Origin of the sequence: Paralimibaculum aggregatum, from assembly GCF_030270585.1 — a bacterium.
GTDB classification, from domain to species: Bacteria; Pseudomonadota; Alphaproteobacteria; order Rhodobacterales; family Rhodobacteraceae; genus Thermohalobaculum; species Thermohalobaculum aggregatum.
In genome coordinates, this window is record NZ_BSYI01000044.1 from 22,189 (window position 1) to 44,253 (window position 22,065).

General features: G+C 70.8%; 19 protein-coding genes. 16 read left to right on the plus strand and 3 right to left on the minus strand.

Going from position 1 to position 22,065, the window contains the following annotated elements:
* Positions 1-44: 44 nt before the first annotated feature.
* Entirely contained in the window at positions 45-506 is a 462-nt protein-coding gene (locus tag QSJ97_RS20185; RefSeq protein ID WP_285673982.1) for a YaiI/YqxD family protein, read from the plus strand.
* A 167-nt stretch (positions 507-673) separates the two neighbouring features.
* A complete protein-coding gene (locus QSJ97_RS20190; protein ID WP_285673984.1) occupies positions 674-1,768 on the plus strand; it encodes a calcium:cation antiporter in 1,095 nt (364 codons plus the stop codon).
* 21 nt (positions 1,769-1,789) lie between these two features.
* Here QSJ97_RS20190 and QSJ97_RS20195 read toward each other — a convergent pair whose 3' ends face one another.
* Complete coding sequence (locus QSJ97_RS20195) at positions 1,790-2,389, minus strand: TetR/AcrR family transcriptional regulator (protein ID WP_285673986.1); 600 nt, start codon at positions 2,387-2,389, stop codon at positions 1,790-1,792.
* A 169-nt stretch (positions 2,390-2,558) separates the two neighbouring features.
* On the opposite strand from QSJ97_RS20195, the gene QSJ97_RS20200 reads away from it, so the two are divergent.
* From QSJ97_RS20200 to QSJ97_RS20245, 10 genes are all read left to right on the plus strand, one after another.
* The gene (locus QSJ97_RS20200) at positions 2,559-3,125 is read left to right on the plus strand and encodes a carboxymuconolactone decarboxylase family protein (protein ID WP_285673988.1); all 567 of its coding nucleotides are present in this window, start codon (positions 2,559-2,561) and stop codon (positions 3,123-3,125) included.
* Between the two features lie 186 nt (positions 3,126-3,311).
* A complete protein-coding gene (locus QSJ97_RS20205) occupies positions 3,312-4,037 on the plus strand; it encodes a succinate dehydrogenase/fumarate reductase iron-sulfur subunit (RefSeq protein ID WP_285673990.1) in 726 nt (241 codons plus the stop codon).
* Positions 4,038-4,040: 3 nt separating this feature from the next.
* Entirely contained in the window at positions 4,041-4,409 is a 369-nt protein-coding gene (locus tag QSJ97_RS20210) for a succinate dehydrogenase (protein WP_285673992.1), read from the plus strand.
* Positions 4,406-4,747: a succinate dehydrogenase, cytochrome b556 subunit gene (locus QSJ97_RS20215; RefSeq protein WP_285673994.1), complete on the plus strand. Its 342-nt coding sequence runs from the start codon at positions 4,406-4,408 to the stop codon at positions 4,745-4,747. The genes QSJ97_RS20210 and QSJ97_RS20215 overlap by 4 nt, the downstream gene beginning before the upstream one ends.
* Positions 4,748-4,759: 12 nt before the next feature.
* Positions 4,760-6,547 (plus strand): L-aspartate oxidase, encoded by a 1,788-nt coding sequence (locus QSJ97_RS20220; protein ID WP_285673995.1) that lies wholly within the window; start codon positions 4,760-4,762, stop codon positions 6,545-6,547.
* Between the two features lie 49 nt (positions 6,548-6,596).
* Positions 6,597-7,556, plus strand: a complete 960-nt coding sequence (locus QSJ97_RS20225) for a fumarate hydratase (protein ID WP_285673996.1) — start codon at positions 6,597-6,599, stop codon at positions 7,554-7,556.
* Between the two features lie 4 nt (positions 7,557-7,560).
* Entirely contained in the window at positions 7,561-8,781 is a 1,221-nt protein-coding gene (locus QSJ97_RS20230; RefSeq protein ID WP_285673998.1) for a CaiB/BaiF CoA transferase family protein, read from the plus strand.
* Positions 8,782-8,809: 28 nt separating this feature from the next.
* Complete coding sequence (locus tag QSJ97_RS20235) at positions 8,810-9,481, plus strand: fumarate hydratase C-terminal domain-containing protein (RefSeq protein WP_285673999.1); 672 nt, start codon at positions 8,810-8,812, stop codon at positions 9,479-9,481.
* Positions 9,478-10,491: a YeiH family protein gene (locus QSJ97_RS20240; protein WP_285674000.1), complete on the plus strand. Its 1,014-nt coding sequence runs from the start codon at positions 9,478-9,480 to the stop codon at positions 10,489-10,491. Before QSJ97_RS20235 ends, QSJ97_RS20240 begins: the two co-directional genes overlap by 4 nt.
* A 40-nt stretch (positions 10,492-10,531) precedes the next feature.
* Positions 10,532-10,879, plus strand: coding sequence for an NIPSNAP family protein (locus QSJ97_RS20245; RefSeq protein WP_285674003.1), 348 nt, complete (start codon positions 10,532-10,534; stop codon positions 10,877-10,879).
* Between the two features lie 49 nt (positions 10,880-10,928).
* Here the strand turns inward: QSJ97_RS20245 and QSJ97_RS20250 are convergent, their stop codons facing one another.
* On the minus strand, positions 10,929-11,666 hold the full coding sequence (locus tag QSJ97_RS20250; protein WP_285674004.1) for a sulfite exporter TauE/SafE family protein: 738 nt from the start codon (positions 11,664-11,666) through the stop codon (positions 10,929-10,931).
* Between the two features lie 53 nt (positions 11,667-11,719).
* Entirely contained in the window at positions 11,720-12,619 is a 900-nt protein-coding gene (locus QSJ97_RS20255) for a LysR family transcriptional regulator (RefSeq protein WP_285674005.1), read from the minus strand.
* Positions 12,620-12,776: 157 nt separating this feature from the next.
* Between QSJ97_RS20255 and QSJ97_RS20260 the strand changes: the two genes are divergently transcribed.
* The 4 genes from QSJ97_RS20260 to QSJ97_RS20275 form a co-directional block, all read left to right on the plus strand.
* Entirely contained in the window at positions 12,777-13,763 is a 987-nt protein-coding gene (locus QSJ97_RS20260; protein WP_285674007.1) for a Bug family tripartite tricarboxylate transporter substrate binding protein, read from the plus strand.
* Between the two features lie 96 nt (positions 13,764-13,859).
* A complete protein-coding gene (locus QSJ97_RS20265) occupies positions 13,860-14,348 on the plus strand; it encodes a tripartite tricarboxylate transporter TctB family protein (protein WP_285674008.1) in 489 nt (162 codons plus the stop codon).
* Complete coding sequence (locus QSJ97_RS20270) at positions 14,345-15,856, plus strand: tripartite tricarboxylate transporter permease (RefSeq protein WP_285674009.1); 1,512 nt, start codon at positions 14,345-14,347, stop codon at positions 15,854-15,856. Before QSJ97_RS20265 ends, QSJ97_RS20270 begins: the two co-directional genes overlap by 4 nt.
* A gap of 425 nt (positions 15,857-16,281) precedes the next feature.
* Positions 16,282-22,065: beta strand repeat-containing protein (locus tag QSJ97_RS20275; protein ID WP_285674011.1), on the plus strand; the 5,784-nt coding region annotated here is incomplete at its 3' end.

Here is a 22,065-nt window from a genome sequence, read left to right on the forward strand (position 1 = left end):
CAAGCCCGGCAGGGCCTCCCGACCAACAAGCCCCGGTGCCGCCCGTGACCACGCTCTATATCGATGCCGATGCCTGTCCGGTGAAGGCCGAAGCCGAGCGCGTCGCCACCCGGCAGGGGGTGCCGATGGTGCTGGTCTGCAATGGCGGCCTGCGCCCCTCGGCCAACCCGCTGGTGCGGGTGCAGATCGTCGCGGAAGGCCCGGATGTCGCGGATCGCTGGATCGCCGAGACCTGCGGCCCGGGCGATGTGGTGGTGACCGCCGACATCCCCCTTGCCGACCGCTGCGTGAAGGCAGGCGCCGCGGTGCTGCAGCACAATGGCGAGCGGCTGACGCCGAGCAATATCGGCCAGCGCCTCGCCATGCGCGACCTGATGAGCGACATCCGCGCGGCCGACCCCTTCCACCAGGGCGGCGGCGCGGCGTTCTCGAGGGCCGACCGCGCACGCTTCCTGCAGGCGCTCGACACTGCGCTCCTGCACGCCCGGCGGGGCGGCGGGGCCTGAGCCCGGCGCAGGCCCCGCGCGGACCCAAGTTCCGACGACAGCGCGGATGCCCCCGGCGCGCCGCGGGGCTTGACCCGAGTACATTTCGGCATTGCACCATCCGGCGTTGCGCAAGGCAGCCCGCCCTCTAGATACCTCCGGCGACATGCAGGAACGAGGGACAAGGAATGGGCAGCACGGCCAGGCAAGGGCATCATCTCTGGACGATCGCGGCGCCGCCCGCCGCCGCCCTCCTCGTCGCCGCGCAGCTGCTGCAGCTCGTCGAGCCCGCCAGCATCCCGGTGCTCGTGCTGGCGGCCGTGCTGCTCGGCGCCGCGGTCTTTGCCGCGGTGCATCATGCCGAGGTGATCGCGGCGCGGATCGGCGAGCCCTTCGGCTCCATCGTGCTGGCCGCGGCGGTCACGGTGATCGAGGTGGCGCTGATCGTCTCGATCATGCTGGCGAGCCCGGAGAGCGGCGTCGAGACCGCCCGCGACACCGTCTTTGCCGCGGTGATGATCGTGCTGAACGGCATCGTCGGGCTCTGCCTGCTGACCGGCGGCATCCACCACCGCGAGCAGGAGTTCCAGGTGCAGGGCGCGGGGGCGGCGCTCGGCGTGATCGGCGTGCTGGCCACCCTGACCATGATCCTGCCGAACTACACCGTGGCGGTGCCGGGGCCAGTCTATGCGGAGCCGCAGCTGGTCTTCGTGGCGGCGGCGAGCCTGCTGCTCTACGGCCTCTTCCTGTTTGCCCAGACGATCCGCCACCGCACCTATTTCCTCGACGAGCGGCGCCCCGAGGGCACGCCGCATCCGGTGCCGGAGACGCGCGCCGCGCTGGCCAGCGCCGGGCTGCTGCTGGTGGCGCTCGTCTCGGTGGTGCTGCTGGCCGAGACGCTGACGCCGGTTGTCAGGTCCAGCGTCGCCTGGGCCGGGCTGCCGGCGGCCTTCGTCGGCGTGGTGATCGCCGCGGTGGTGCTGCTGCCGGAAGGGCTCTCGGCCTTCCGCGCGGCGCGGGCGAACCGGTTGCAGACCAGCCTCAACCTCGCGCTCGGCTCGGCGATGGCAAGCATCGGGCTGACCATTCCGGCGGTGGCGGTGGTGTCGCTGATCCTCGGCACGCCGCTGGTGCTGGGGCTGGAGCCCGAACACGTGGTGCTGCTGGTGCTCTCGCTCTTCGCGGCGACACTGAGCCTCGCGACCGGGCGCACCACGATCCTGCAGGGCGGCGTCCACCTGGTGATCTTCGGCGCATTCCTCACCATCGCCGCGGTGCCCTGACACGGGCGCCCGCTGCCCGGCTCAGTGCGCCTGCCGACGCAGCGCCTCGACCTCGCCGGCCATGTCATCGGCCAGTGCGGCGAGTTCCTCCGCGCCGGCGCCGCGCTGCGCCTCGATCCGCAGCGCCGTGAGATTGGCCTGGTAGCGCTGCGCGAGCCGTGCCGGATCGGCCTCCGCCGGCAGCTCGCCCAGTGCCTGCGCCTCGGTGAAGGCGGCGAGGATCTCGGCCCGCATCGCCGCCAGATAGTCCCGCGCTCGATCGCCGATCGCGGTGCCCTCGGCCGTGGTGTCGAGCATGGTCTTGACCAGCATGCAGGCATGGATGCCGGTTTCGGGCTGCCGCCCGGCGCTCTCCCTCAGATAGCCCGCGAGCGCGGCGAGCGGCGAGGCCGCCTCGCCAAGCACGGCCCGGAGCCCGTCGCGGCTGCGCAGGAAATAGCGTTCCAGCGCGGCGAGATAGAGCGCCTCCTTGCTGGTGAAGGCGGCATAGATGCTGCCGGGTTTCATCGCGAGCGCCGCCTCGAGATCCTTGAGCGAGGTCGCGTGATACCCCTTCCGCCAGAAGAGGAGCATCGCCGCGTCGAGCGCGGTGTCGCGGTCATATGGCCGGGCACGTTTCATCACGTCTCCGAGAATAGGGGGCCTCGCCGCGCTTGTCTCTGCCCCGCGAGGCGTAGCTGCGCTCACATTTGAGTGATCGCTCAAAATTACACTTGAGCGATCACTCAAACCGGTTATCTCTCGCCGCACAGGCACGGACCCGCCGCGCCGCCGAAACAGGAGCCTGCAGATGACCAAGTTCACCTTCCACGACGAGACCACCGCCCCCGAAGAGAGCAAGCCGCTGCTCGAGAAGTCGAAGGCCGCCTTCGGCCGCCTGCCCGGTCTGCACAAGGTGATGGCGGATGCGCCCGGCCTGCTGGAGACCTACCAGGTGGCGCACAAGGCGTTCCAGAACTCGAGCCTCGACAAGGACGAGATCACCGTCGTCTGGCAGGCGATCAACGTCGAGAACGAGTGCCACTACTGCGTGCCCGCGCATACCGGCATCGCCAAGGGCATGGGCGTGGACGACGCCATCACCGAGGCGCTGCGCAACAACACCGCGCTGCCCACCCCGCGCCTCGAGGCGCTGCGCGACTTCACCCTGAAGCTCGTGCGCCAGCGCGGCTTCGTGAGCGACGAGGACGTGCAGGCCTTCCTCGATGCCGGCTTCACCCGCCGCAACATCCTCGAGGTGATCCTCGGCTACGCGCAGAAGGTGATGTCCAACTACACCAACCACCTCGCCAAGACCCCGGTCGATCCGATCTTCGAGAAGTTCGCCTGGACGCCGCCGGCAAAGGATGCCGCCTGACGGTCGCACGGGCCCGGCAGCGCGCCGGGCCCGCCTGCCCCTGCGCAAGCACGCGCGCAGGCCGGAAATCTCCGCTTACAGAAGCGGTCATAATAAATCGATTTTTGAAATCCCTGATTTTGATAGACTGCGGGCCTCGATCCAGATCCGATCAGCAAGCCGAACCGCGCCGAGGTTGCCCGCAAGATGTCCGAACTTCCCAGCCTGCATGTCCGCGTCTGGCGCGGCACCCCGGAGGCCGGCGACTATGCCGCCTACGAGGTCCCGCGCTACGAGAGCCAGACGGTTCTCGACGTGGTGTCGTGGATCCAGCAGCATCTCGATGGTGCGCTGGCCTATCGCTACGCCTGCCGGGTGGGAATGTGCGGCTCCTGCGCGATGACCGTGAACGGCGTGCCGCGCTGGACCTGCCGGACCCATGTCGGCAAGGTCGCCGAGGACGGCAATCTCGAGATCGGGCCGCTGGCGAACTTTCCGGTGATCCGCGATCTCGCGGTCGACATGGATCCGTTCTTCGAGAAATGGGTGAAGGCCGGCGGCGTCTTTCATGCCGGCGCCACGCGCGACGATCCGGTGGCCGAGATCGACCCCGCCGCCGAGACGCGCCAGATCGCCGATGCCGGGATCGAGTGCATCAACTGCGCGGTCTGCTATGCTGCCTGCGATACGGTGGCGGGCAACCCGGACTATCTCGGCCCGGCGGCGCTGAATCGTGCCTGGACGCTGCTGAATGACGCCAAGGACACCGGCCGCGCCGCGATCCTCGAGGCGGTGACCGGCGACGGCGGCTGCCACAGCTGCCACACCATGGGAAGCTGCGCCGCGCATTGTCCCAACGGCCTCAACCCGCTCGAGAGCATCGCCGGGCTGAAGCGCGCGGCGGCGCGGTCGTTCTTCGGCAAGGGGAGCTGAGCGATGGGCGAGATGCGACTCTACATGGCACAGCGGCTTTCCGCGCTGGTGATGGCGCCGCTGGTGCTCGGCCATGTCGCGGTGATGATCTACGCCGTGCAGGGCGGGCTCTCGGCGGCGGAGATCCTTGGCCGCACCGCCGGCTCGGTCGGCTGGGTGCTGTTCTACGGGCTGTTCGCGCTGGCGGTGGCGGTGCATGCGGCGATCGGGCTGCGCACGATCCTGCGCGAATGGGCCGGGCTCGGCGGGCTGGTGCTGAACGCCGCCGCGCTGGCCATCTTCGCGCTGCTGCTGGCGATGGGCTGGCGCGCGGTCTGGGCGGTGACCTTTTCCGCCGGTGCAGCGGCCGCGGCCGCGGGAGGTGGCGCATGATCCGGCCACATCGCAGGCACCCGCTCTGGTTCGCCTTCATCCTTCACCGCGTCTCCGGGCTGGCGCTCGCGCTCTTCCTGCCGGCGCATTTCCTGATGCTCGGCAGCGTGCTCGAGGGGGCGGCGGCGCTCGATGCCGGCCTCGCCTGGACCGACAACCTGCTGGCCAAGATCGCCGAGTTCGGGCTCGTCTTCCTGCTGGCGGTGCATCTCTTCGGCGGGCTCCGGCTGATGGCGCTCGAATTCCTGCCCTGGAGCCCGGCGCAGAAGACCATGGCCGCGGCCTCGGTGGCGCTGGCGGTGCTGGTCTCCGGCGGCTTCTTCCTGCAGGCGGTGTGAGCGGAGACCCAGATGACCCAGTCCACGACCGAAATCGACCGCCACGACACCGACATCCTGATTCTCGGCTCGGGCGGTGCCGGGCTCTTCGCGGCGCTGCACGCGCTGCAATCGGCGCCGGAGGGCACCAAGGTGACCCTCGCGGTGAAGGGCCTGATCGGCAAATGCGGCTGCACCCGGATGGTGCAGGGCGGCTACAACGTGGCGCTCGGCCCGGGCGACAGCGTCGAGCGGCACTTCATGGACACCATCATCGGCGGCAAGTGGCTGCCGCACCAGGACATGGCCTGGCGGCTCTGCGAGCAGGCGGTGGTGCGGGTGCGCGAGCTCGAGAACGAGATCGGCTGCTTCTTCGACCGCAACCCCGACGGCAAGCTGCACCACAAGGCCTTTGCCGGGCAGACCGCCGACCGGACGGTGCACAAGGGCGACCTCACCGGCATCGAGATCATCAACCGGCTGATGGAGCAGGTGCTCGCGCGCTCCGTGGAGAAGCTGCAGGAGCACCGCGCCATCGCGCTGATCCCCGCCAAGGGCGGCGAGGGGCTGGCCGGCGTGCTGCTGATCGACATGCGCACCGGGCGCTTCCGGCTGGTCCGTGCCAAGGCGGTGCTGATGGCCACCGGCGGCGGGCCGACGATGTACCGCTACCACACGCCCTCGGGTGACAAGACCATGGACGGGCTCGCCATGGCGCTGCGCGCCGGGCTGCCGCTGCGCGACATGGAGATGGTGCAGTTCCACCCCACCGGGCTGCTGGCGGGGCCGGAATCGAAGATGACCGGCACCGTGCTCGAGGAGGGCCTGCGCGGCGCCGGCGGGCATCTGCTGAACGGCGCCGGGCACCGCTTCATGTTCGACTACGACGGCAAGGGCGAGCGCGCCACCCGCGACGTGGTGAGCCGCGGCATCTATGCCGAGATGCAGAAGCAGAACGCCTCGCCCGGCGGCGGGGTCTACATCTCGATGGCGCATCTCGGCCCCGAGAACGTCGCGAAGAAGTTCAAGGGCATGGTGCGCCGCTGCGCCGATTGCGGCTTCGATCTCGCCGGCGGGCGGGTCGAGGTGGTGCCGACGGCGCACTACTTCATGGGCGGCGTGGTGGTCGATCCCGACACCCGGACCGCGCTTCCCGGCCTGCACGTGGCCGGCGAGGATGCCGGCGGCGCTCATGGCTCGAACCGGCTCGGCGGCAACGGGGTGGCCAACTCCACGGTCTTCGGCGGCATCGCCGGCGACGTGATGGGGGCGGATATCGCCGGCGCCGGCGCTCTGCGCGAGCCCGATCCGGCGGTGCTGGAGGCCGAGATCGGCCGCGCCCTCGCCCCCTTCTCCCGCCCTGCCGCGAAGGCCGGCGCGGTGCAGGGCCTGCGCCGCGCGCTGCAGGAGGCGATGTGGGAGCATGTCGGCGTGATCCGCACCGGCAGCGGGCTCGCGCGCGGCATCGCCCGGGTGGGCGAGCTCCGCGCCGAACTGGCCGAGACCGGCCTCGACGGCACCGGCACCGCCGGCGAGCGGGCCTTCAACCTGACCTGGCACGACTGGCTCAACATGGCCTCGCTGGTCGAGGTCTCGGCCGCGATCGCCGAAGCGGCACAGGCCCGCGAGAACTCCCGCGGCGCCCATCACCGCAGCGATTTTCCCGAGGCGGGCGATCTCGAGGCATCGTATTATACGGTGGTGCGCCAGAGCGCGGCGGGGCTCGATGTCGACCGCGAGCCGGTCGCGTTCACCATCGTCCGCCCCGGCGAGACCGTGCTGCCCGAAGGCGAGCCGGAGACGCTGGTCGCCGCCCAATGAGCCACCCGCCGGCCGCCGAGCCGCGGGCAGTCAAGAGGAGCACGGGACGATGATCCCCATCGATCTGATCCAGTCGACCGCCGAGAACCTGATGGACAAGGCCGCCATCGAGATCCCCGACGACTATCTCTCGGGGCTCGAGGCCGCGGCCCATGTCGAGGACGGCGATCTCTCCGCCTTCGTGCTGCAGGCAATGCTGGAGAACTACAAGGCCGCCAAGGAGGACCGCCGGGCGATGTGCGGCGACACCGGCTGCCCGCGCTGGTACGTCAAGATGTCGAACGAGGCGCAGGTGCAGGGCGGGCCGGTGGCGCTGGAGACGGCGCTGCGCCGGGCCACCGCCGCGGCGACCAACGGCGTGCCGCTGCGCCCCAACCGGGTGCATCCGCTCTGGCGGACCGACCACGACAATAATGTCGGCATCGCCGCGCCGGAGATCGAATACGGCTTCGAGCCGGCGCCGGGCGGCGAGTGGATCGACCTGACCACCGTGCACAAGGGCGGGCTCTTCGGCACCGACTACCGCATGCTCTTCCCGTCCGACGGGATCGAGGGGATCAAGCGCTTCTACCTCGACAGCCTCGTGGCCTTCGGCAAGCGCGGGCTGTCCTGCCAGCCGGCGATCATCGGCATCGGGCTCGGCGGCTCCAAGGATGCCTGCATGGTGCTCGGCAAGCGCGCCGCCTGCCTGCGCACCGTGGGCGACCGCAACCCGGACCCGAAGATCGCCGCGCTGGAGATGGAGTTCAAGGAGCTCGGCAACTCGATCGGCATGGGCGCCATGGGCTTCGTCGGCAAGTCGATGGTGATCGACTGCCATATCGAGGTCGGCTACTGCCACACCGGCGGCATGCAGATGTCGGTACATGCCTTCTGCCTGAGCTCGCGCCGTGCCTGTGCCCGGATCTGGGCCGATGGCCGGGTCGAGCACCGCACCGATCCGGCGTGGTTCACCCCATACCAGCGGCGCGAGACGGTCGAGTGGCCGACCGCGCTGGCGGCGGAGTGAGGGCTTGAAACCTGCCCGCCATCCGCGGCCGCTCGACGGCATCCGGGTGCTCGACCTCACGCATGTGCTGGCCGGACCCTATGCCACCGGCCAGCTCGCGCTGATGGGGGCGGAGGTGATCCGCATCGAGCGCATCGGCGGCGACGATTTCGTGCGCCGCCACGGCGGCACGGCCGAGATGCGCGCGGCCGGGTTCGGCGCCTCCTTCCTCAGCCAGAACACGGGCAAGCGCTCGGTGGCGCTCGATCTCAAGGCGCCGGAGGGGCGGGAGATCTTCCTCGAGCTGGCGGCCACCGCGGACCTGGTGACCGAGAACTTCCGACCCGGCGTGGTCGAGCGTCTCGGCATCGGCTTCGAGGCGGTGCGGGCGCGGCGCGGGGATGTGATCTATGCCAGCCTCAGCGGCTTCGGCCCAGGGGGGCCGCTCGCCGGCCGCCCGGCCTATGACCACGTGCTCCAGGGGCTCTCGGGGCTGATGGCGATGACCGGCACCGCCGAGAGCGGACCGATGCGCGTCGGCATGCCGATCGTCGACTATGTCGCCGGCCAGGCACTGGTCGCCGCCCTGCTCGGTGCGCTGATCGAGCGCGGACGCCGCCCCGGCCGGGCGCAGCGGCTGCAGGTCTCGATGCTCGACGCGGTGACCACGCTGATGGGCGCCTATGCCATGCACCACCAGGCCACCGGCCAGCTCCGCGGGCTCGACGGCAACCGGGCGTTTTCGGATTCCCCTTTCTCGGGGCGCTTCGACACCGCCGAAGGGCAGCTCGTCATCACCGCGAACACCCCGGCCCAGGCGGTGCGCCTCGCCGCCGCCATCGGCCGCCCCGAGCTGGCCGAGGAGCCGGATGCCGCGCGCGTCGCCGAAGGGCTCGCCGCGGAGCTGGCCACGGCAACCGCCGCCGACTGGGAGACCCGCCTCGCCGCGGCCGGCGTGCCGGCGGCCCGGGTGCTGAGCCTCGCCGAGATCCTCGCGCACCCGCAGATGACCGATACCCCCTGCTGGCAGCCGCTCGCGGTGCCCGAGCTCGGCATCACGCTGCGCGCCCCGGCGCTGGCGTTCCGCGCACCCTGGCAACCCGATGGCCTGGACCCCTGCCCCGCCTTCGGCGCCGACACCGCCGCCCTGCTCGGCGAGATCGGCCGCGACGGCGCGGAGATCGCGCGGCTCGCCGATGCAGGCGTGATCGCGACCGGAACCGCCGATACCGCGGCGACCGGCTGAGCCGCGCTTCACCAAGAGGAGACCCGAGATGGCGCCACCCGCCAAGATCCGCCTCAGCACGACCCCGACGCGCCAGGACCTCGAGGCCCTGCGCCTCGGCGACATCGTCCATCTCGACGGGCTGATGTATACCGCCCGCGAAGGCGTCTACAAGCGCGCGCTCGAGGAGCAGGCCAACATCCCGATGGAGCTGCCGCGGGAGAGCGCGGCCAACTTCCATTGCTCCCCCGCCGCGAGCATCGACGCCGACGGCAGCTTCCGCCTCGGCGCGGTGACGGCGACGGCCTCCTTCCGCTTCGAGAAATGGCTCGGCGAGTGGTTCGAGAAATCCGGCGCGAGGCTGATCGTCGGCAAGGGCGGGATGTCCTCCGCCACCTACAAGAAGCACTTCGTGCCCAATGGCGCGATCTACCTCACCACGGTGGGCTACGGCACCGGCGCGCTGCTCGGGCGCGGGGTGGAGAACGTGGAGGCGGTGCACTGGGAGAAGGAGCTCGGCCTCGCGCAGGCGATGTGGGTGCTGAAATGCCGCGACATGGGGCCCTTCATCGTCGCCTCCGATCTCGAGGGCAACTGCCTCTTCGAACGCGAGAACGCCAAGATCGCCGAGAACCTGCACCGCGCCTATGAGGGCACCCGCCCGGCGGTGCTCAAGCGCTATGGCGAGACCGACGACCGTTCGGACGAACTGATCGGATGACGCTCACCACAGAGGCGTCCCGCGCGGACGCCGCCAGACGGCTGTTTCCGGGGGTGCTGATCGCCGGGACGGTGGCGCTCGCCGCGAAATTCCTGTCCGAGCACTACGGCGCGCCGGTGATGCTCATGGCGCTGCTGCTCGGCATGGCCTTCGCCTTCCTGACGGAGGAGCCGACGAGCCGCTGCGCGCCGGGGATCGAGTTCGTATCGAAGGGCATCCTGCGCCTCGGCGTGGCGCTGCTCGGCCTCGGCATCACGGTGCAGCAGGTGATCGCGCTCGGCGGCTCGGTGGTGGCGATCACGCTGACCGGCGTCGCGGCGACCATCGGGACGGGGCTACTGCTCTCGCGTGCGGTCGGGCGGCGGCACCGCTTCGGCGTGCTGACCGGCGGCGCGGTGGCGATCTGCGGCGCCTCGGCGGCGCTGGCGATCTCCTCGGTGCTGCCCAATCACCCGGAGAAGGAGCGCGACACGGTCTTCACGGTGATCGCGGTCACCACGCTCAGCACGGTGGCGATGATCGCCTATCCGATCCTGGCCGGCGCGCTGGGCCTGAGCGACCGCGAGGCCGGCGTCTTCCTCGGCGCCACGATCCACGACGTGGCGCAGGTGGTCGGCGCGGGCTACAGCATCTCCGAGGAGGCCGGCGACACCGCAACCATCGTCAAGCTGCTGCGCGTGGCGCTGCTGGTGCCGGTGGTGATCGCGATCTCCATGGCCTTCGCGACCCGCCAGCCGGGTGCGCCCGCCCGCCTGCCGGTGCCGCTCTTCGTGCTCGGCTTTGCCGCGCTGGTGCTGATCGGCTCCACCGGCGCGGTGCCGGCCTGGGTGTCGGAGGCGGTGCTCGAGCTCTCGCGCTGGTGCCTGATCGCCGCGATCGCGGCCCTCGGCATGAAGACCTCGCTGAAGAAGCTGGCCGAGGTCGGCCCGGCGGCGATCGGGGTGCTGGTGGGCCTCACCGTGATCCTCGCGGCGCTCTGCCTCGCGCTGATCGCCGGTTTCGGCATCTGAGCCGATCGCCAATCCAAGCAGACAGGGAGAGAACACGCCCATGTTCGTCGATGAACGGATCTACACCCTCCATGCCGGGCAGGTCCCGGTCTTCCTGAAGCTCTATCAGGAGAAGGGGATGGCGGTGCAGCTGCGCATCCTCGGCAGGATGGTGGGCTATTACACCACCGATTTCGGCCCGCTGAACCAGATCGTGCACATGTGGGGCTACGACTCGCTCGACGACCGCTTCGAGCGGCGCAAGCGCCTGCAGGCTTCGCCGGAATGGCAGGACTATGCCCGCGAGATGCGGCCCCTCGTCACCCATGTGGAGAACAAGCTGCTGGTGCCGGCGCCCTTCTTCACCCCGGTGGCGCCGATCACCGCGGACGACGTCGCCAAGGGCTGAGCCCCCGCCGGGCCGCCATCCCCGGCCGCCGCGGCGGCCGGGACGCGCCTCAGAAGAGGCTGCGCACCAGCAGCGCCCCGCCCGAGACCAGCATCAGCACGATCAGCAGCCGGCGGAAGGTTGCGTCGCCGAGCCGCCGGAAGGTCAGGATCCCCACCTGCGCCGCCAGCAGCGTCGGCACCAGCGCCCCGCCGCAGAGCAGCAGGGTCTGCCGGTCATAGGCGCCGTCCATCGCCAGCAGCGACACCGAGAGCCCGAGCACCGCCATGTTGTAGGGCTGGAGCACGCCCCGGCTCGCCTCCTTGGTCCAGCCGCGGAGCGAGATCCACATCGTCGGCAGCGCGCCCGAAAGCCCCGCCGTGGCCCCGAGGATGCCGCCGACGAAGCCGATCCCGCCGTCGATCACCGGGGTCGGCCGCTCGTAGCGCGGCAGCGTGCGGCGGAAGGCGAAGAACAGCCCGTAGAGCAGCATGAAGCCGCCGATCACCAGCTTGAGCTGATCCGCGTCGATCAGGTCGAGCACGCTCAGCCCCAGCGGGATGCCGAAGAGCGCCGGCACCAGGAACATCGCCAGCCGCCGCCAGCGGATCGCGTGGCGCACGATCCAGCAGCCCTGGATGCCGCTCGCCACCGACATCAGCAGCACCACCGGCACGGCCTGCTGCGGCGGCATGATCTGCAGCCACCAGCCGAGCGCGAAGAGCGCCGTGCCGAAGCCCGCGAGGCCGTTGATGAAACCGCCCATGGCGGCGCCGGCCACGAGGACCGCGATGAAGTCGACTGTCATTGGAAGGACGTCCTGCTGGATTCGGGTGGTCGGATGCCGGCCGGCAGAGGCGGCTAGCGGATGCGGGCGGGGTCGAAGACGCCGATGGCGATCGCCTCGGCCAGCTTCTCGTGCAACGCCTCTATGACGCGGGTCTTGACGGTGTCGGCATGGCTCAGCAGCCCGAGCACGCGCGGCCCCAGCCCCTCGGCCAGGGCCAGGCGGCGCAGCGGCAGCCGGTCCGGGCGCGGCACGATCTGGCTGGGCACGATGGAGACCCCGAGCCCGGCATAGACCATGCTCGAGATCGCCTCGAGGCTGTCGAGCTCCATGGTGTCGGAAACCTCGATCTGCCGCTCCCGCAGCCAGGTCTCGATCATCGCGCCGACCACGGCCTGGCGGGAGAAGCGGATGTAGGGATGCGCCTGCAGGATCGCGAGCGGGTCGTCGCCCTCCACCTCGGCGCCGGCGATCAGCTCGAAGCGTTCCTCGCCGAGCTCCTGCCAGCGATAGTGCCGCGCCAGCATCGGCGGGCGGGAGGTGATGACCGCATCCAGCGCCTGCCGGTCGATCTGCGAGACGAGGTCGATGGTCAGCCCCGGCACCACGCGCACGCCGAGATTGGGATGCTCGCGCTTCAGCATGGCCACCGCGAGCGGCACCAGCCCGTTGACGAGGGTCGGCACCGAGCCGATCGTCAGCGTGCCGCGGAAGCCCTCGTCGCCCAGCACCGAGGCGACCATGCCGTCATAGGCGGCGACGATCTCCCGCGCCCGTGCCACCAGCGCCCGGCCGATCGGCGTCAGCTCCGGCGTGCGTCGCGAGCGGTCGAACAGCGTGACCTGCCACTCCTCCTCGAGCGCCTTCATCTGCTGGCTCACCGCGGCATGGGTGACGAAGACCGCCTCCGCCGCGGCGGTGAAGGTCCGGTGGTCGTCGATCGCGATCAGGGTCTTGAGGTTCCGGATCGACATTTCGTCAGTTTTCCTTACGGTTCTCATCAGAATTTTTCAATTCATAAAATACCTTTAACCAATATAAGCTGTCAATGCGGGAAATCGTTGAATTTCAGGTAATTCTGGATTTGACGATGTAAAAACCAAGTGAAAACCGTCCGAGGGAGGGAAAAACATGAAAAACTTCCGGATCGCATCCGTAGCGGCACTGTCAATCGCGCTAACCGCAGGGGCCAGCCTGGCGGCGGACTACCCCGACCGCACGATCAACATGATCATCCCCTATGGCCCTGGCGGCGCGACCGACATCTCCGCGCGCACGCTGGCCGAGCCGCTGGGAAAGGTGGTCCCCGAGGCGCTCGTCATGGTCAACCGCACCGGCGCCGGCGGCGCCACCGGCTCGGTCTCGGTGAAGCACGCCTCGGCCGACGGCTACACCATGCTCTTCGCCCGCGTCGGCTCGCACACCGTGAACCCGGCGATGAAGGACACGCTGCCCTACACGCTGGACGATTTCCGCTTCGTCGGCGTCTACGAGATCAACCCGGTGGCCTGCGCTGTGCGCAGCGACAGCGACATCGACTCGCTGGATGAACTGGCGAGCAAGGTGCAAGCGGAACCGGGATCGGTGACATATTCCTCCTCGGGTGTCGGCGCGCTGCAGCACATCGCGAGCGCAATGGTGCTCAAGAGCTTCGGCGTGGAGAAGCCGCTGGAGCAGGCGGTGCATCTGCCCATGAAGGGCGGCGGTGCAGCGGCAACTGCCGTGCTCAGTGGCACCGCGACTTTCATCTGCACCAACTCCGCGGAACTCGCGAGCTTCGTTGCCAATGGCCAGTTCAAGCCGCTGATGGTCACCACCACCGAACCGGTCGCGGGCTTCGACGCCCCCTCGGCCGCCTCGCTCGGGCATCCCGAGCTCGAGCAGCTGGTCGGCTGGACCGGCGTGGCCGGCCCCAAGGACCTGCCCGATGACATCGCCGCGAAATGGGGCGAGTGGCTCGCCGCCGCGACCGCCGATGCCGGCTTCCGCGAGAAGATGGAGGCCCGCGGCTCGGTGATCGAGCTGATGTCGCCCGAGGACTCGGCGGCCTTCATCCAGAAGCAGTACGAGGTGTTCCGCGCCCTTGTGGACGAGCTGGGGATGCGGATCTCCGGCTGATCCGGGGCTCGCGCGCCCGACGTTCGCAGCAACGCCCTGTCCAGCACCGCGGGCCGCGGCTCCCCCGAGCTGCGGCCCGCCCGCCAGGAGGACATCATGACGCGTACGACCCACAGGCAGATCGGGATCGCGGCGATCCTCTTCGCCGCCTTCCTGACCCTTGCCGGCATTCCCTATGGCGTGACCGCCCCCGACAACATCCGCAACATCGTGCTCTCGCCGCTGTTCTGGCCCTATGCCCTGGCCGGGCTGCTGGCGCTGGGCGGCGCCGGGCTGCTGCTCGCCTCGCGCGGCCTGCCGAGCGCGGCCGAAGCCGAGGCGCCCGGCACCGGCTGGCGCCCCGGCGCGGGCCTGCGCCTGGCCATCGCGGCCGTTATCATGGTGCTGCTCGTGGCCTTCGCCGAGACGGTGGGGCTGGTCTGGGCCGCGATGCCGGCCTTCCTCGCCTTCGCCTTCCTCGTGCGCACGCGCCACCCGGTCGCCGCGACCATCGCCGCCATCGCCGCTCCGCTTGCGCTCTACGCGTTCTTCGCCCATGTGGCCGGCGTCGCGATCCCGCAGGGCATCTTCGTGAGGCTGCCATGACGCTGTTCGACAATCTCGTCACCGGCGCCGCGATCTTCACCGATCCGCAGGCGCTGCTCGCGCTCGTCATCGGCATCGCGGTCGGCACCGTGGCCGGCGCGATCCCCGGGCTCTCGGCGACCATGGCGGTGGCGCTCACCCTGCCCTTCACCTTCGCGCTGGAGCCGATGACCGGCATCCTGCTGCTGCTCGGTGTCTACAAGGGCGGCATCTTCGGCGGCTCGATCCCGGCGATCCTGATCAAGACACCCGGCACCCCGGCCTCCTCCGCCACGGTGCTCGACGGCTACCCGATGGCCGAGAAGGGCGAGGCCGGCCGCGCGCTCACCATGGCGCTCTATGCCTCCTGCACGGCAGACCTCTTCTCCAACCTCGCGCTGATCCTGGCCGCCGGCTGGCTGGCGAGCTTCGCGCTCTCCTTCGGCCCGCCGGAGTTCTTCACGCTGATCCTGTTCTCGCTGACGATCATCGCCGGCGTCTCCGGCGACAGCCTCCTGAAGGGGCTGGTCTCGGCGGTGCTGGGGCTGCTGCTCGCCACCGTCGGGCTCGACCTCGTCTACGGCACCAACCGGTTCAACTTCGGCGATCCGAACCTGATGGGCGGGCTCAATTTCATCGCCGTGCTGATCGGGCTCTTCGCGATCCCGGAGATCCTCGCGATGGTGGCCGACCCGCATGGCAACGACGGCAACGTGCGCGGGCTCGGCGACAACCGCGTGTCCTTCGCCGAGTATCGCCGCTGCTTCAAGTCGATCATCCGCGGCAGCGCGATCGGCGCCTTCCTCGGCTCGATCCCCGGCATCGGCGCGGCGCCCTCGGCCTTCCTCAGCTATTCCGAGGCGCGGCGGACCTCGCCCAACAAGGCGAATTTCGGCAAGGGCGAGATCGAGGGCGTGGCGGCGGCCGAGGCCGGCAACAATGGCGTCGCCGGTGCGACGCTGATCCCGCTGCTGGCACTCGGCGTGCCGGGCGACGTGGTCACCGCGATCATCATCGGCGCCTTCATGATCCACGGGCTGCAGCCCGGGCCGCTGATGTTCGTCACCAATGCCGACATCGTCTACGGGCTTTTCGTCGGGCTGATCCTCAGTTCCTTCGCGCTGTTCTTCATCGGCGGCGCGGCGATCCGGGTGTTCCGCTACGTGGCCGACATCCCCCGCGGCGTGCTGTTCCCGCTGGTGCTGGTGCTCTGCGTCTATGGCTGCTACGCGGTCAACAACAGCATGTTCGATGTCGGCGTGATGTTCGCCATCGGCTGGCTCGGCTTCCTGATGATGCGCTACGGCGTGCCGGCGGCGCCCTTCCTGATCGCCTTCATCCTCGGCCCGCTGCTCGAGGACAATTTCCGCCAGTCGATGCTGATGTCGGGCGGCTCGCCGGAGATCCTGTTCCGCAGCCCGATCACCTGGGTCTTCTGGGGCCTGACGGCGATCACCGCCACGGCGATCGCAATGGCCGGGCTGAAGGCCATGAGCCGCGCCCCGGCGCCGGCGGAGAGCCGCGACTGACCGGCCCGCCGGCCCGCCCGCCGGGCCGGCATCTCGACCGGGCTCGCCCAGCCTGCCGCCCCTGCCCGCCGGCCCTCTGCGCCGGCTCCGCGTCGGCGCCCCGCGCGGGGCGATCCGTCTCCGCCCCGGCCGCAGGCGCCCGAAGGCAGGCGCAGGCCAGGACCGGACGCCCGACGAGACCGGCGAGCGACATTCACATCCCCGGCTCCCCAAAAATCCTGATTGTGAATGGACAGACGCCCTACCAGCGCACAAGGTGTTCGCCGGGAAACAGGGTGGGGTGCACTCGTGCATGGCGTGAACCGCCAGGCGGGCATCCGGCATCTTCAGGACCTGACGCCGGCGCCACCCCCACTCGGAAACACGCGCATACTCCATCGGGCCCATGCTCGCCCGGGGGCGGGGATGTGACTGCAGGAGGCACCATGAAGACCGAGCGTCGTTTGACCCAATCCGGAGCCGGGCACCGCCTTGCATTGCTGCTGAGCTGCTCGGTGATGGCGCTCACGGCGGGATCGCCGGCCCTGGCGGACGATATCTATACCTGCCCGACGCAGCCGGGCGACTGCACGGTGCCCGCGGACCATGTCGATGCCGTGGTCTTCGACTACACCGCCAGCCAGGGCACCGCGGAGGATGATGACGGCGACAATGCCGGCGCCAGCACCCTCACCAACACCCAGCCCCTCTCCGTCCACGACGACACCGCCAGCTCGACCATCCTCTTCGGCGTCACCGGCGGGCGCGGCTTCGATGCCGATTCGGGCAAGGATGCCTCGCGCGGCGGCGATGGCGGCACGCTCAGCTTCACCAACAGCGGCGAGGTCGATTTTCGCGGCGGCGGCACCAGCAGCGACGAGGACGGCGATCCGGGCGACAATCCCGGCGTCTACGACGATATCGGCACGCTGATGGCGATCCGGATCTACGGCGTCGGCGGCGATGGCGGCGATGTCTCTGCCGGCGTCGGCGGCGGCGATGGCGGCAATGGCGGCCAGGGCGGGCAGTTCGACCTGGTGCAGAACAGCGGCAATATCGATTTCAAGCCGAACGACCAGTCCGGCTCCGGCTATGGCAGCTATCTCTACGGCGGCGCGGCGCTCTATGTCGGGGCGATCTCTGGCGCCGGCGGCAAGCAGGACGACACCGCCGGCGACCAGGACGGCGGCGATGGCGGCGACGGCCGTGCGCTGACGATCGTGAACTCCGGCGATATCGAAGCCCGGCTCGAGACCGCCGGCCGTTTTCTCTGGGGCATCGGCGTCGAGGCCATCGGCAATGCCGGCGGCGACAGCAACGGCCCGGGCGGCGCCGGCGGCACGATCGACTTCACCAGCACGGGCAAGGTCGACGTGCAGATCAGCTCGGCGTCGGACGGCATGCCCCTCGGCCTGCGCGGCATCTATCTCGCCAGCGTCGGCGGGCCGGGCTATTCGCAGGTCACCTCCGACAACGACGACGACGGCGGCCGCGGCGAGGAGGGCCAGGTGATCATCGCCACGGTCTCGGCCGACGTGACCGTGCACGGCAACGGCATCGCCGCCCCGCAGGACGGCTGGGACCCCGACCTGATCGACCAGAACTACGACACCTCGGTGATCACCGATGCCACCAGCAAGGGCAACACCAGCACCGTCACCTCCACCGGGGCGCTGCAGCAGTCCGGCGGCGTGGTGATCTACAGCCGCGGCGGCGATGGCGGGCTCGGGCCGCAGCGCGTCGGCAGCGACGACCGCAGCGGCGGCACCGGCGGCGCGGCGAGCGCGGGCGGCACCTCGATCCTCACCCTCGACAGCGGCGCCGAGGTCGACACCTCCGGCGACTACGTTCCCGGGCTCGTCGGCCTCTCGGTCGGCGGCGCCGGCGGCGGCGGGCGCGAGGACAGCAACGGCGCCGTCGGCGGCTATGGTGGCGACATCAATGTCCAGATCGAGGACGACGCCTCGGTCTACACCGACGGCGACTATGCCTATGGCGCCTGGGCAAAGTCCCAGGGCGGGCCCGGCGGCTATTTCTCGCCCTCGAGCGGGGTGATCGACTTCACCGCCGACACCGCCGGCGACGGCGGCAACGGCGGCAACGTGTTCCTCGAATTCGGCGTCGAGTTCGCCGGCTGCTGCGATCTCGCCGCGACCAGCCCGATCTCGATCAGGACCCTGGGCGACTTCTCCCATGGCGCCTTCGCGCAGAGCCTCGGCGCGCAGGGCGGGCCGACGGGGGACGACTTCGAGCTCCTCGGGCAGAGCGAGCCGGTCACCGGGCGCGGCGGCAGCGGCGGGCGCGTGCTGTTCAACTTCGGCGGCGAGATCGAGACCTCTGGCGACGGCGCCCGCGGTGTCCTGCTCGAATCGGTCGGCGACAGCGGCGGCGCGGCCGGCACCGCCTCGGGCGTCGTGGTGCTCGGCGGCTCCAGCGGCAGCGGCGGCACCCGCGACGACGGCGGCGCGGCCGGCACCGGCAACGAGATCCAGGCCACCACCCTCGGCAACATCACCACCTATGGCGATGGTGCGCCCGGTCTCCAGGCGCTGTCGGTCGGCGGCGGCGGCGGCTCCGGCGCGAGCGCGGACGGGGTCTTCGTGGTCGGTGGCCAGGGCGGGCATGGCGGCGCCGGCGGGGCGGTCACGATCTTCGGCGTCGGCGGCAAGGTCGATACCTCGGGCGACTTCTCCTACGGCTTCGCGGCGCATTCCATCGGCGGCGGCGGCGGCGACGGCGGCGCGATCTTCTCGGTGAGCAGCGATTTCGTCGACAACGTCTCCTCCGCGGTCGGCGGCAACGGCAATGTCGGCGGCGATGGCGGCACGGTGACGGTGCAGAGCGCGCCGCCCTTCACGCTCGACGGCGTCGCCCCGCCCGATCCGCTGGCGATCGGCACGGCGGGCGACAATGCCCATGCGATCCTCGCGCAGTCGATCGGCGGCGGCGGCGGATCGGGCGGCGATGCGGTGGGCTTCGGCATCGCGGCGGCCACGGTTCCGATTGCCGGCGGCGCCGAATCCGGCGGCCATGGCGGCACCACGCGCTTCGCGCTCGAGGATTTCTCCCTCAGCACCACCGGCTCCCATGCCAGCGGCATCCTGGCCCAGTCGGTCGGCGGCGGCGGCGGCACCGGCGGCTCGGCGGCGGCGCTCTCGGCGAGCCTGCTGTTCGACTGGTCGGCCTCGGTCGGCGGCCAGGGCGGCGATGGCGGCAATGGCGGCACCGTCGACATGGACCTCTCCGGCGGCCTCATCGCCACCGGCGCGGCCGATGCCTTCGACGCCTTCGGCATCGTCGCGCAGTCGATCGGCGGCGGCGGCGGCACCGGCGGCTCCTCGGTGGCCAAGGCGCTGGCGCAGGCGCTCACCCTCGGCGATACCGGCGTGGCGCTCGGCGCCTCGGCCTCGGCCGCGATCGGCGGCAGCGGCGGCGCCGCCGGCGACGGCCAGACGGTCGAGATCGACCTCACCGGCACCGCAATCTCCACGCAGGGCGAAGGCTCCATCGGCCTGATCGCGCAGTCGATCGGCGGCGGCGGCGGCAATGGCGGCAGCAGCTCGGCCTCGGCCGGCGTGCGCGGGCCGCAGGACAGCGAGGCGGTCAGCTTCACCGCGACGCTCAGCGTCGCCATCGGCGGCAGCGGCAGTGCCGGCGGCGATGGCGGGCAGGTCGTCCTCAGCCTCGACCAGGCCAGCGGCATCCAGACCGCCGGCTCCCACGCCACCGGCCTGATCGCGCAGTCGATCGGCGGAGGCGGCGGCAATGGCGGCGTCGGCTCGGCGGTCACCGGCAACGATGGCGGCGACTTCCAGCTCAACGCCACCATCGGCGTCGGCGGCACCGGCGGCGTCGGCGGGCTCGGCGGAACCGTCTCGGTCGACACCGCGGACGGCAGCACCATCACCACCACCGGCGCCGGCGCGCGCGGCCTGGTCGCCCAGTCGATCGGGCATGGCGGCGGCACCTCGCAGGGCGGCAGCTTCGGCATCTCGGGCGCGGCCAGCGGCAGCGACAGCGAGGGCAACGACTATTCCGCCTCGGGCAGCCTCACGGTGAATGTCGGCGGCCGGGCGGTGAACACCTATGCCGGCGGCAGCGCGGTCGGGCTCGACCACTATGGCGACATCGAGACCTTCGGCGACGATGCCGACGCCATCGTGCTGCAGTCGATCGGCGCCGGCGGCGGCATCGGCGGCTCGGCCAGCTCGGACGCTCCCACCGTGGAGGGCGACGGCGACTTCTCGGGCGACGGCGCGGTGGAATACGATCTCACCCTGAACCTCGGCGGGCGCTCCGGCGCCACCGGCAATGGCGGCCCCGTCACCGCCGAGTTCGGCGGCAACAGCGTCACCCATGGCGACCTCTCCTTTGGCCTGATCGCGCAGTCGCTCGGCGTCGGCGGCGGGCTCGGCGGCACCGCCACCGCGGCGGGCAGCCAGGCGATGGCGGATGTCGACCTGACCCTCGGCATCACCGACGGCACCGGCGGCAACGGCCACGGCTCGGATGTCATGGTCGACCTGATCTATGGCGACAGCAACGTCACCACCTCGGGCTACGGCGCCACCGGCATCCTCGCGCAGTCGATCGGCCTCGGCGGCGGGCTGGCCAGGGAGGGCTCGCTGCGCGCGACCGGCAGCGTGCTGCTCGGCGGATCGGCGACCTCGGGCACCGCCGACGGCGCCGGCGCGGTGACGGTCTCGGGACAGCTCGGCGGGCTCATGACCTCCGGGCCCGATGCCCACCTGATCGTCGCGCAGTCGATCAATGGCGGCGGCGGCATGGCGGTGCTCGGCGATCTCGGCTCGCTCGACATCGCCGGCAGCCACGACATCGACTTCACCCTCGGCGCCGCGGCCACCAGCCAGCCGGCCCACAGCGTCACCATCGATGTCGGTGCGGCGCACCGGACCTTCGGCGACCGGGCGATGGGCTATGTCGCGCAGTCGATCGGCGGCGGCGGCGGCATCGCCACCGCGGGCACGGCCGATGGCGTGTCCAGCCTCAAGCTCGGCGACGGCCGCGGCGATGCCGCCAGCGTCACGGTCACGCTGCAGCGCTTCGACGGCCTCTCGACCCAGGGCGACGGCGCGCACGCCATCGTCGCGCAGTCGATCGGCGGCGGCGGCGGCATCGCGGGCGACATCTCCTTCGCCGACGGCATCACGCTCAACGTCTTCGGCGGGACGCCCTTCGGCGGGCTGGGCGGCACCGGCAACGCCGGCGGCGTCACGGTGGAGCTGAGCGACGACGTCTCCACCGCCGGCGCCGGCGCCTATGGCGTGATCGCCCAGGCGATCGGCGGCGGCGGCGGCTTCGGCGGCTCGGCCGACGGCGCCTTCGCCGGCAAGACCGGCGGCCCGAACGGCAGCGCCAACGACACCGGCAAGGTCGAGATCTTCCAGAGCGACAGCGAGCGGATCATCACGACCCCGGGCCGCAACTCGGTGGCGATCTTCGCCCAGAACCTCGGCGACACGAAGGATTCCAACTCCTCCGTCTCCATCGAGATCCTCGGCACCGTGGCAGGCGGCGCCGGCGACTACGACCCGAACAGCTTCGGCGCCGAGACGCTGGCCGCCTCGGGCCAGGGCATCGGCGTGCTGGTGCATGGCGGCGGCGCGAGCAACATGCTCTCGATCGGCACCGACGGCGCGCTCAGCGCCGCGTCCGGCCTCGCAGTCTACTATCTCGGGCAGGGCAGCGACCCGAACACCGACCGGCTGTCGGTGGTCAATCTCGGCCATATCGACGGCGACGCGATCGGCGAATTCGCCAATGGCGGCAACACCATCATCTCCGGTGCCGCGACCGCCGCCGCCAGCGCCGCCGCGACCGGCGACGCGGCCGGCATCGAGGCCGCGCTCACCCTCGACAACCTCGAGGGCGGGCTGCTGACCGGCGCTTCGGCCTATCTCGGCCATGTCAACAACCACGGCACCCTGGTGATCGGCGAGACCGGCAGCGCCGACACCCTCACCATCGCCGGCAACTTCACGCAGGGCGAGACCGGCCTCACCCGCACCACCATCCACGCGATCGAGGGCACGGCCGACCGGATCGCGGTCGGCGGCAACGCCACCCTCGACGGCAGCCTGTTCGTCGAGCCGATCTCGGTCCTGCGCGATCTCGAGCTGACCGTGCTCACCGCCGAGGGCGGCGTGTCGGGCGCCTTCGAGCGGGTCGAATCGGCGCTCTTCCTCTTCGAGCAGCGGATCGACGGGGAA

Coding starts and splice junctions, on each gene's coding strand:
- QSJ97_RS20270 (WP_285674009.1), top strand. CDS start 14,345: ATGACGCTGTTCGACAATCTCGTCACCGGCGCCGCGATCTTCACCGAT.
- QSJ97_RS20195 (WP_285673986.1), bottom strand. CDS start 2,389: ATGAAACGTGCCCGGCCATATGACCGCGACACCGCGCTCGACGCGGCG.
- QSJ97_RS20220 (WP_285673995.1), top strand. CDS start 4,760: ATGACCCAGTCCACGACCGAAATCGACCGCCACGACACCGACATCCTG.
- QSJ97_RS20235 (WP_285673999.1), top strand. CDS start 8,810: ATGGCGCCACCCGCCAAGATCCGCCTCAGCACGACCCCGACGCGCCAG.
- QSJ97_RS20265 (WP_285674008.1), top strand. CDS start 13,860: ATGACGCGTACGACCCACAGGCAGATCGGGATCGCGGCGATCCTCTTC.
- QSJ97_RS20205 (WP_285673990.1), top strand. CDS start 3,312: ATGTCCGAACTTCCCAGCCTGCATGTCCGCGTCTGGCGCGGCACCCCG.
- QSJ97_RS20210 (WP_285673992.1), top strand. CDS start 4,041: ATGGGCGAGATGCGACTCTACATGGCACAGCGGCTTTCCGCGCTGGTG.
- QSJ97_RS20200 (WP_285673988.1), top strand. CDS start 2,559: ATGACCAAGTTCACCTTCCACGACGAGACCACCGCCCCCGAAGAGAGC.
- QSJ97_RS20245 (WP_285674003.1), top strand. CDS start 10,532: ATGTTCGTCGATGAACGGATCTACACCCTCCATGCCGGGCAGGTCCCG.
- QSJ97_RS20260 (WP_285674007.1), top strand. CDS start 12,777: ATGAAAAACTTCCGGATCGCATCCGTAGCGGCACTGTCAATCGCGCTA.
- QSJ97_RS20255 (WP_285674005.1), bottom strand. CDS start 12,619: ATGTCGATCCGGAACCTCAAGACCCTGATCGCGATCGACGACCACCGG.
- QSJ97_RS20225 (WP_285673996.1), top strand. CDS start 6,597: ATGATCCCCATCGATCTGATCCAGTCGACCGCCGAGAACCTGATGGAC.
- QSJ97_RS20215 (WP_285673994.1), top strand. CDS start 4,406: ATGATCCGGCCACATCGCAGGCACCCGCTCTGGTTCGCCTTCATCCTT.
- QSJ97_RS20240 (WP_285674000.1), top strand. CDS start 9,478: ATGACGCTCACCACAGAGGCGTCCCGCGCGGACGCCGCCAGACGGCTG.
- QSJ97_RS20250 (WP_285674004.1), bottom strand. CDS start 11,666: ATGACAGTCGACTTCATCGCGGTCCTCGTGGCCGGCGCCGCCATGGGC.
- QSJ97_RS20190 (WP_285673984.1), top strand. CDS start 674: ATGGGCAGCACGGCCAGGCAAGGGCATCATCTCTGGACGATCGCGGCG.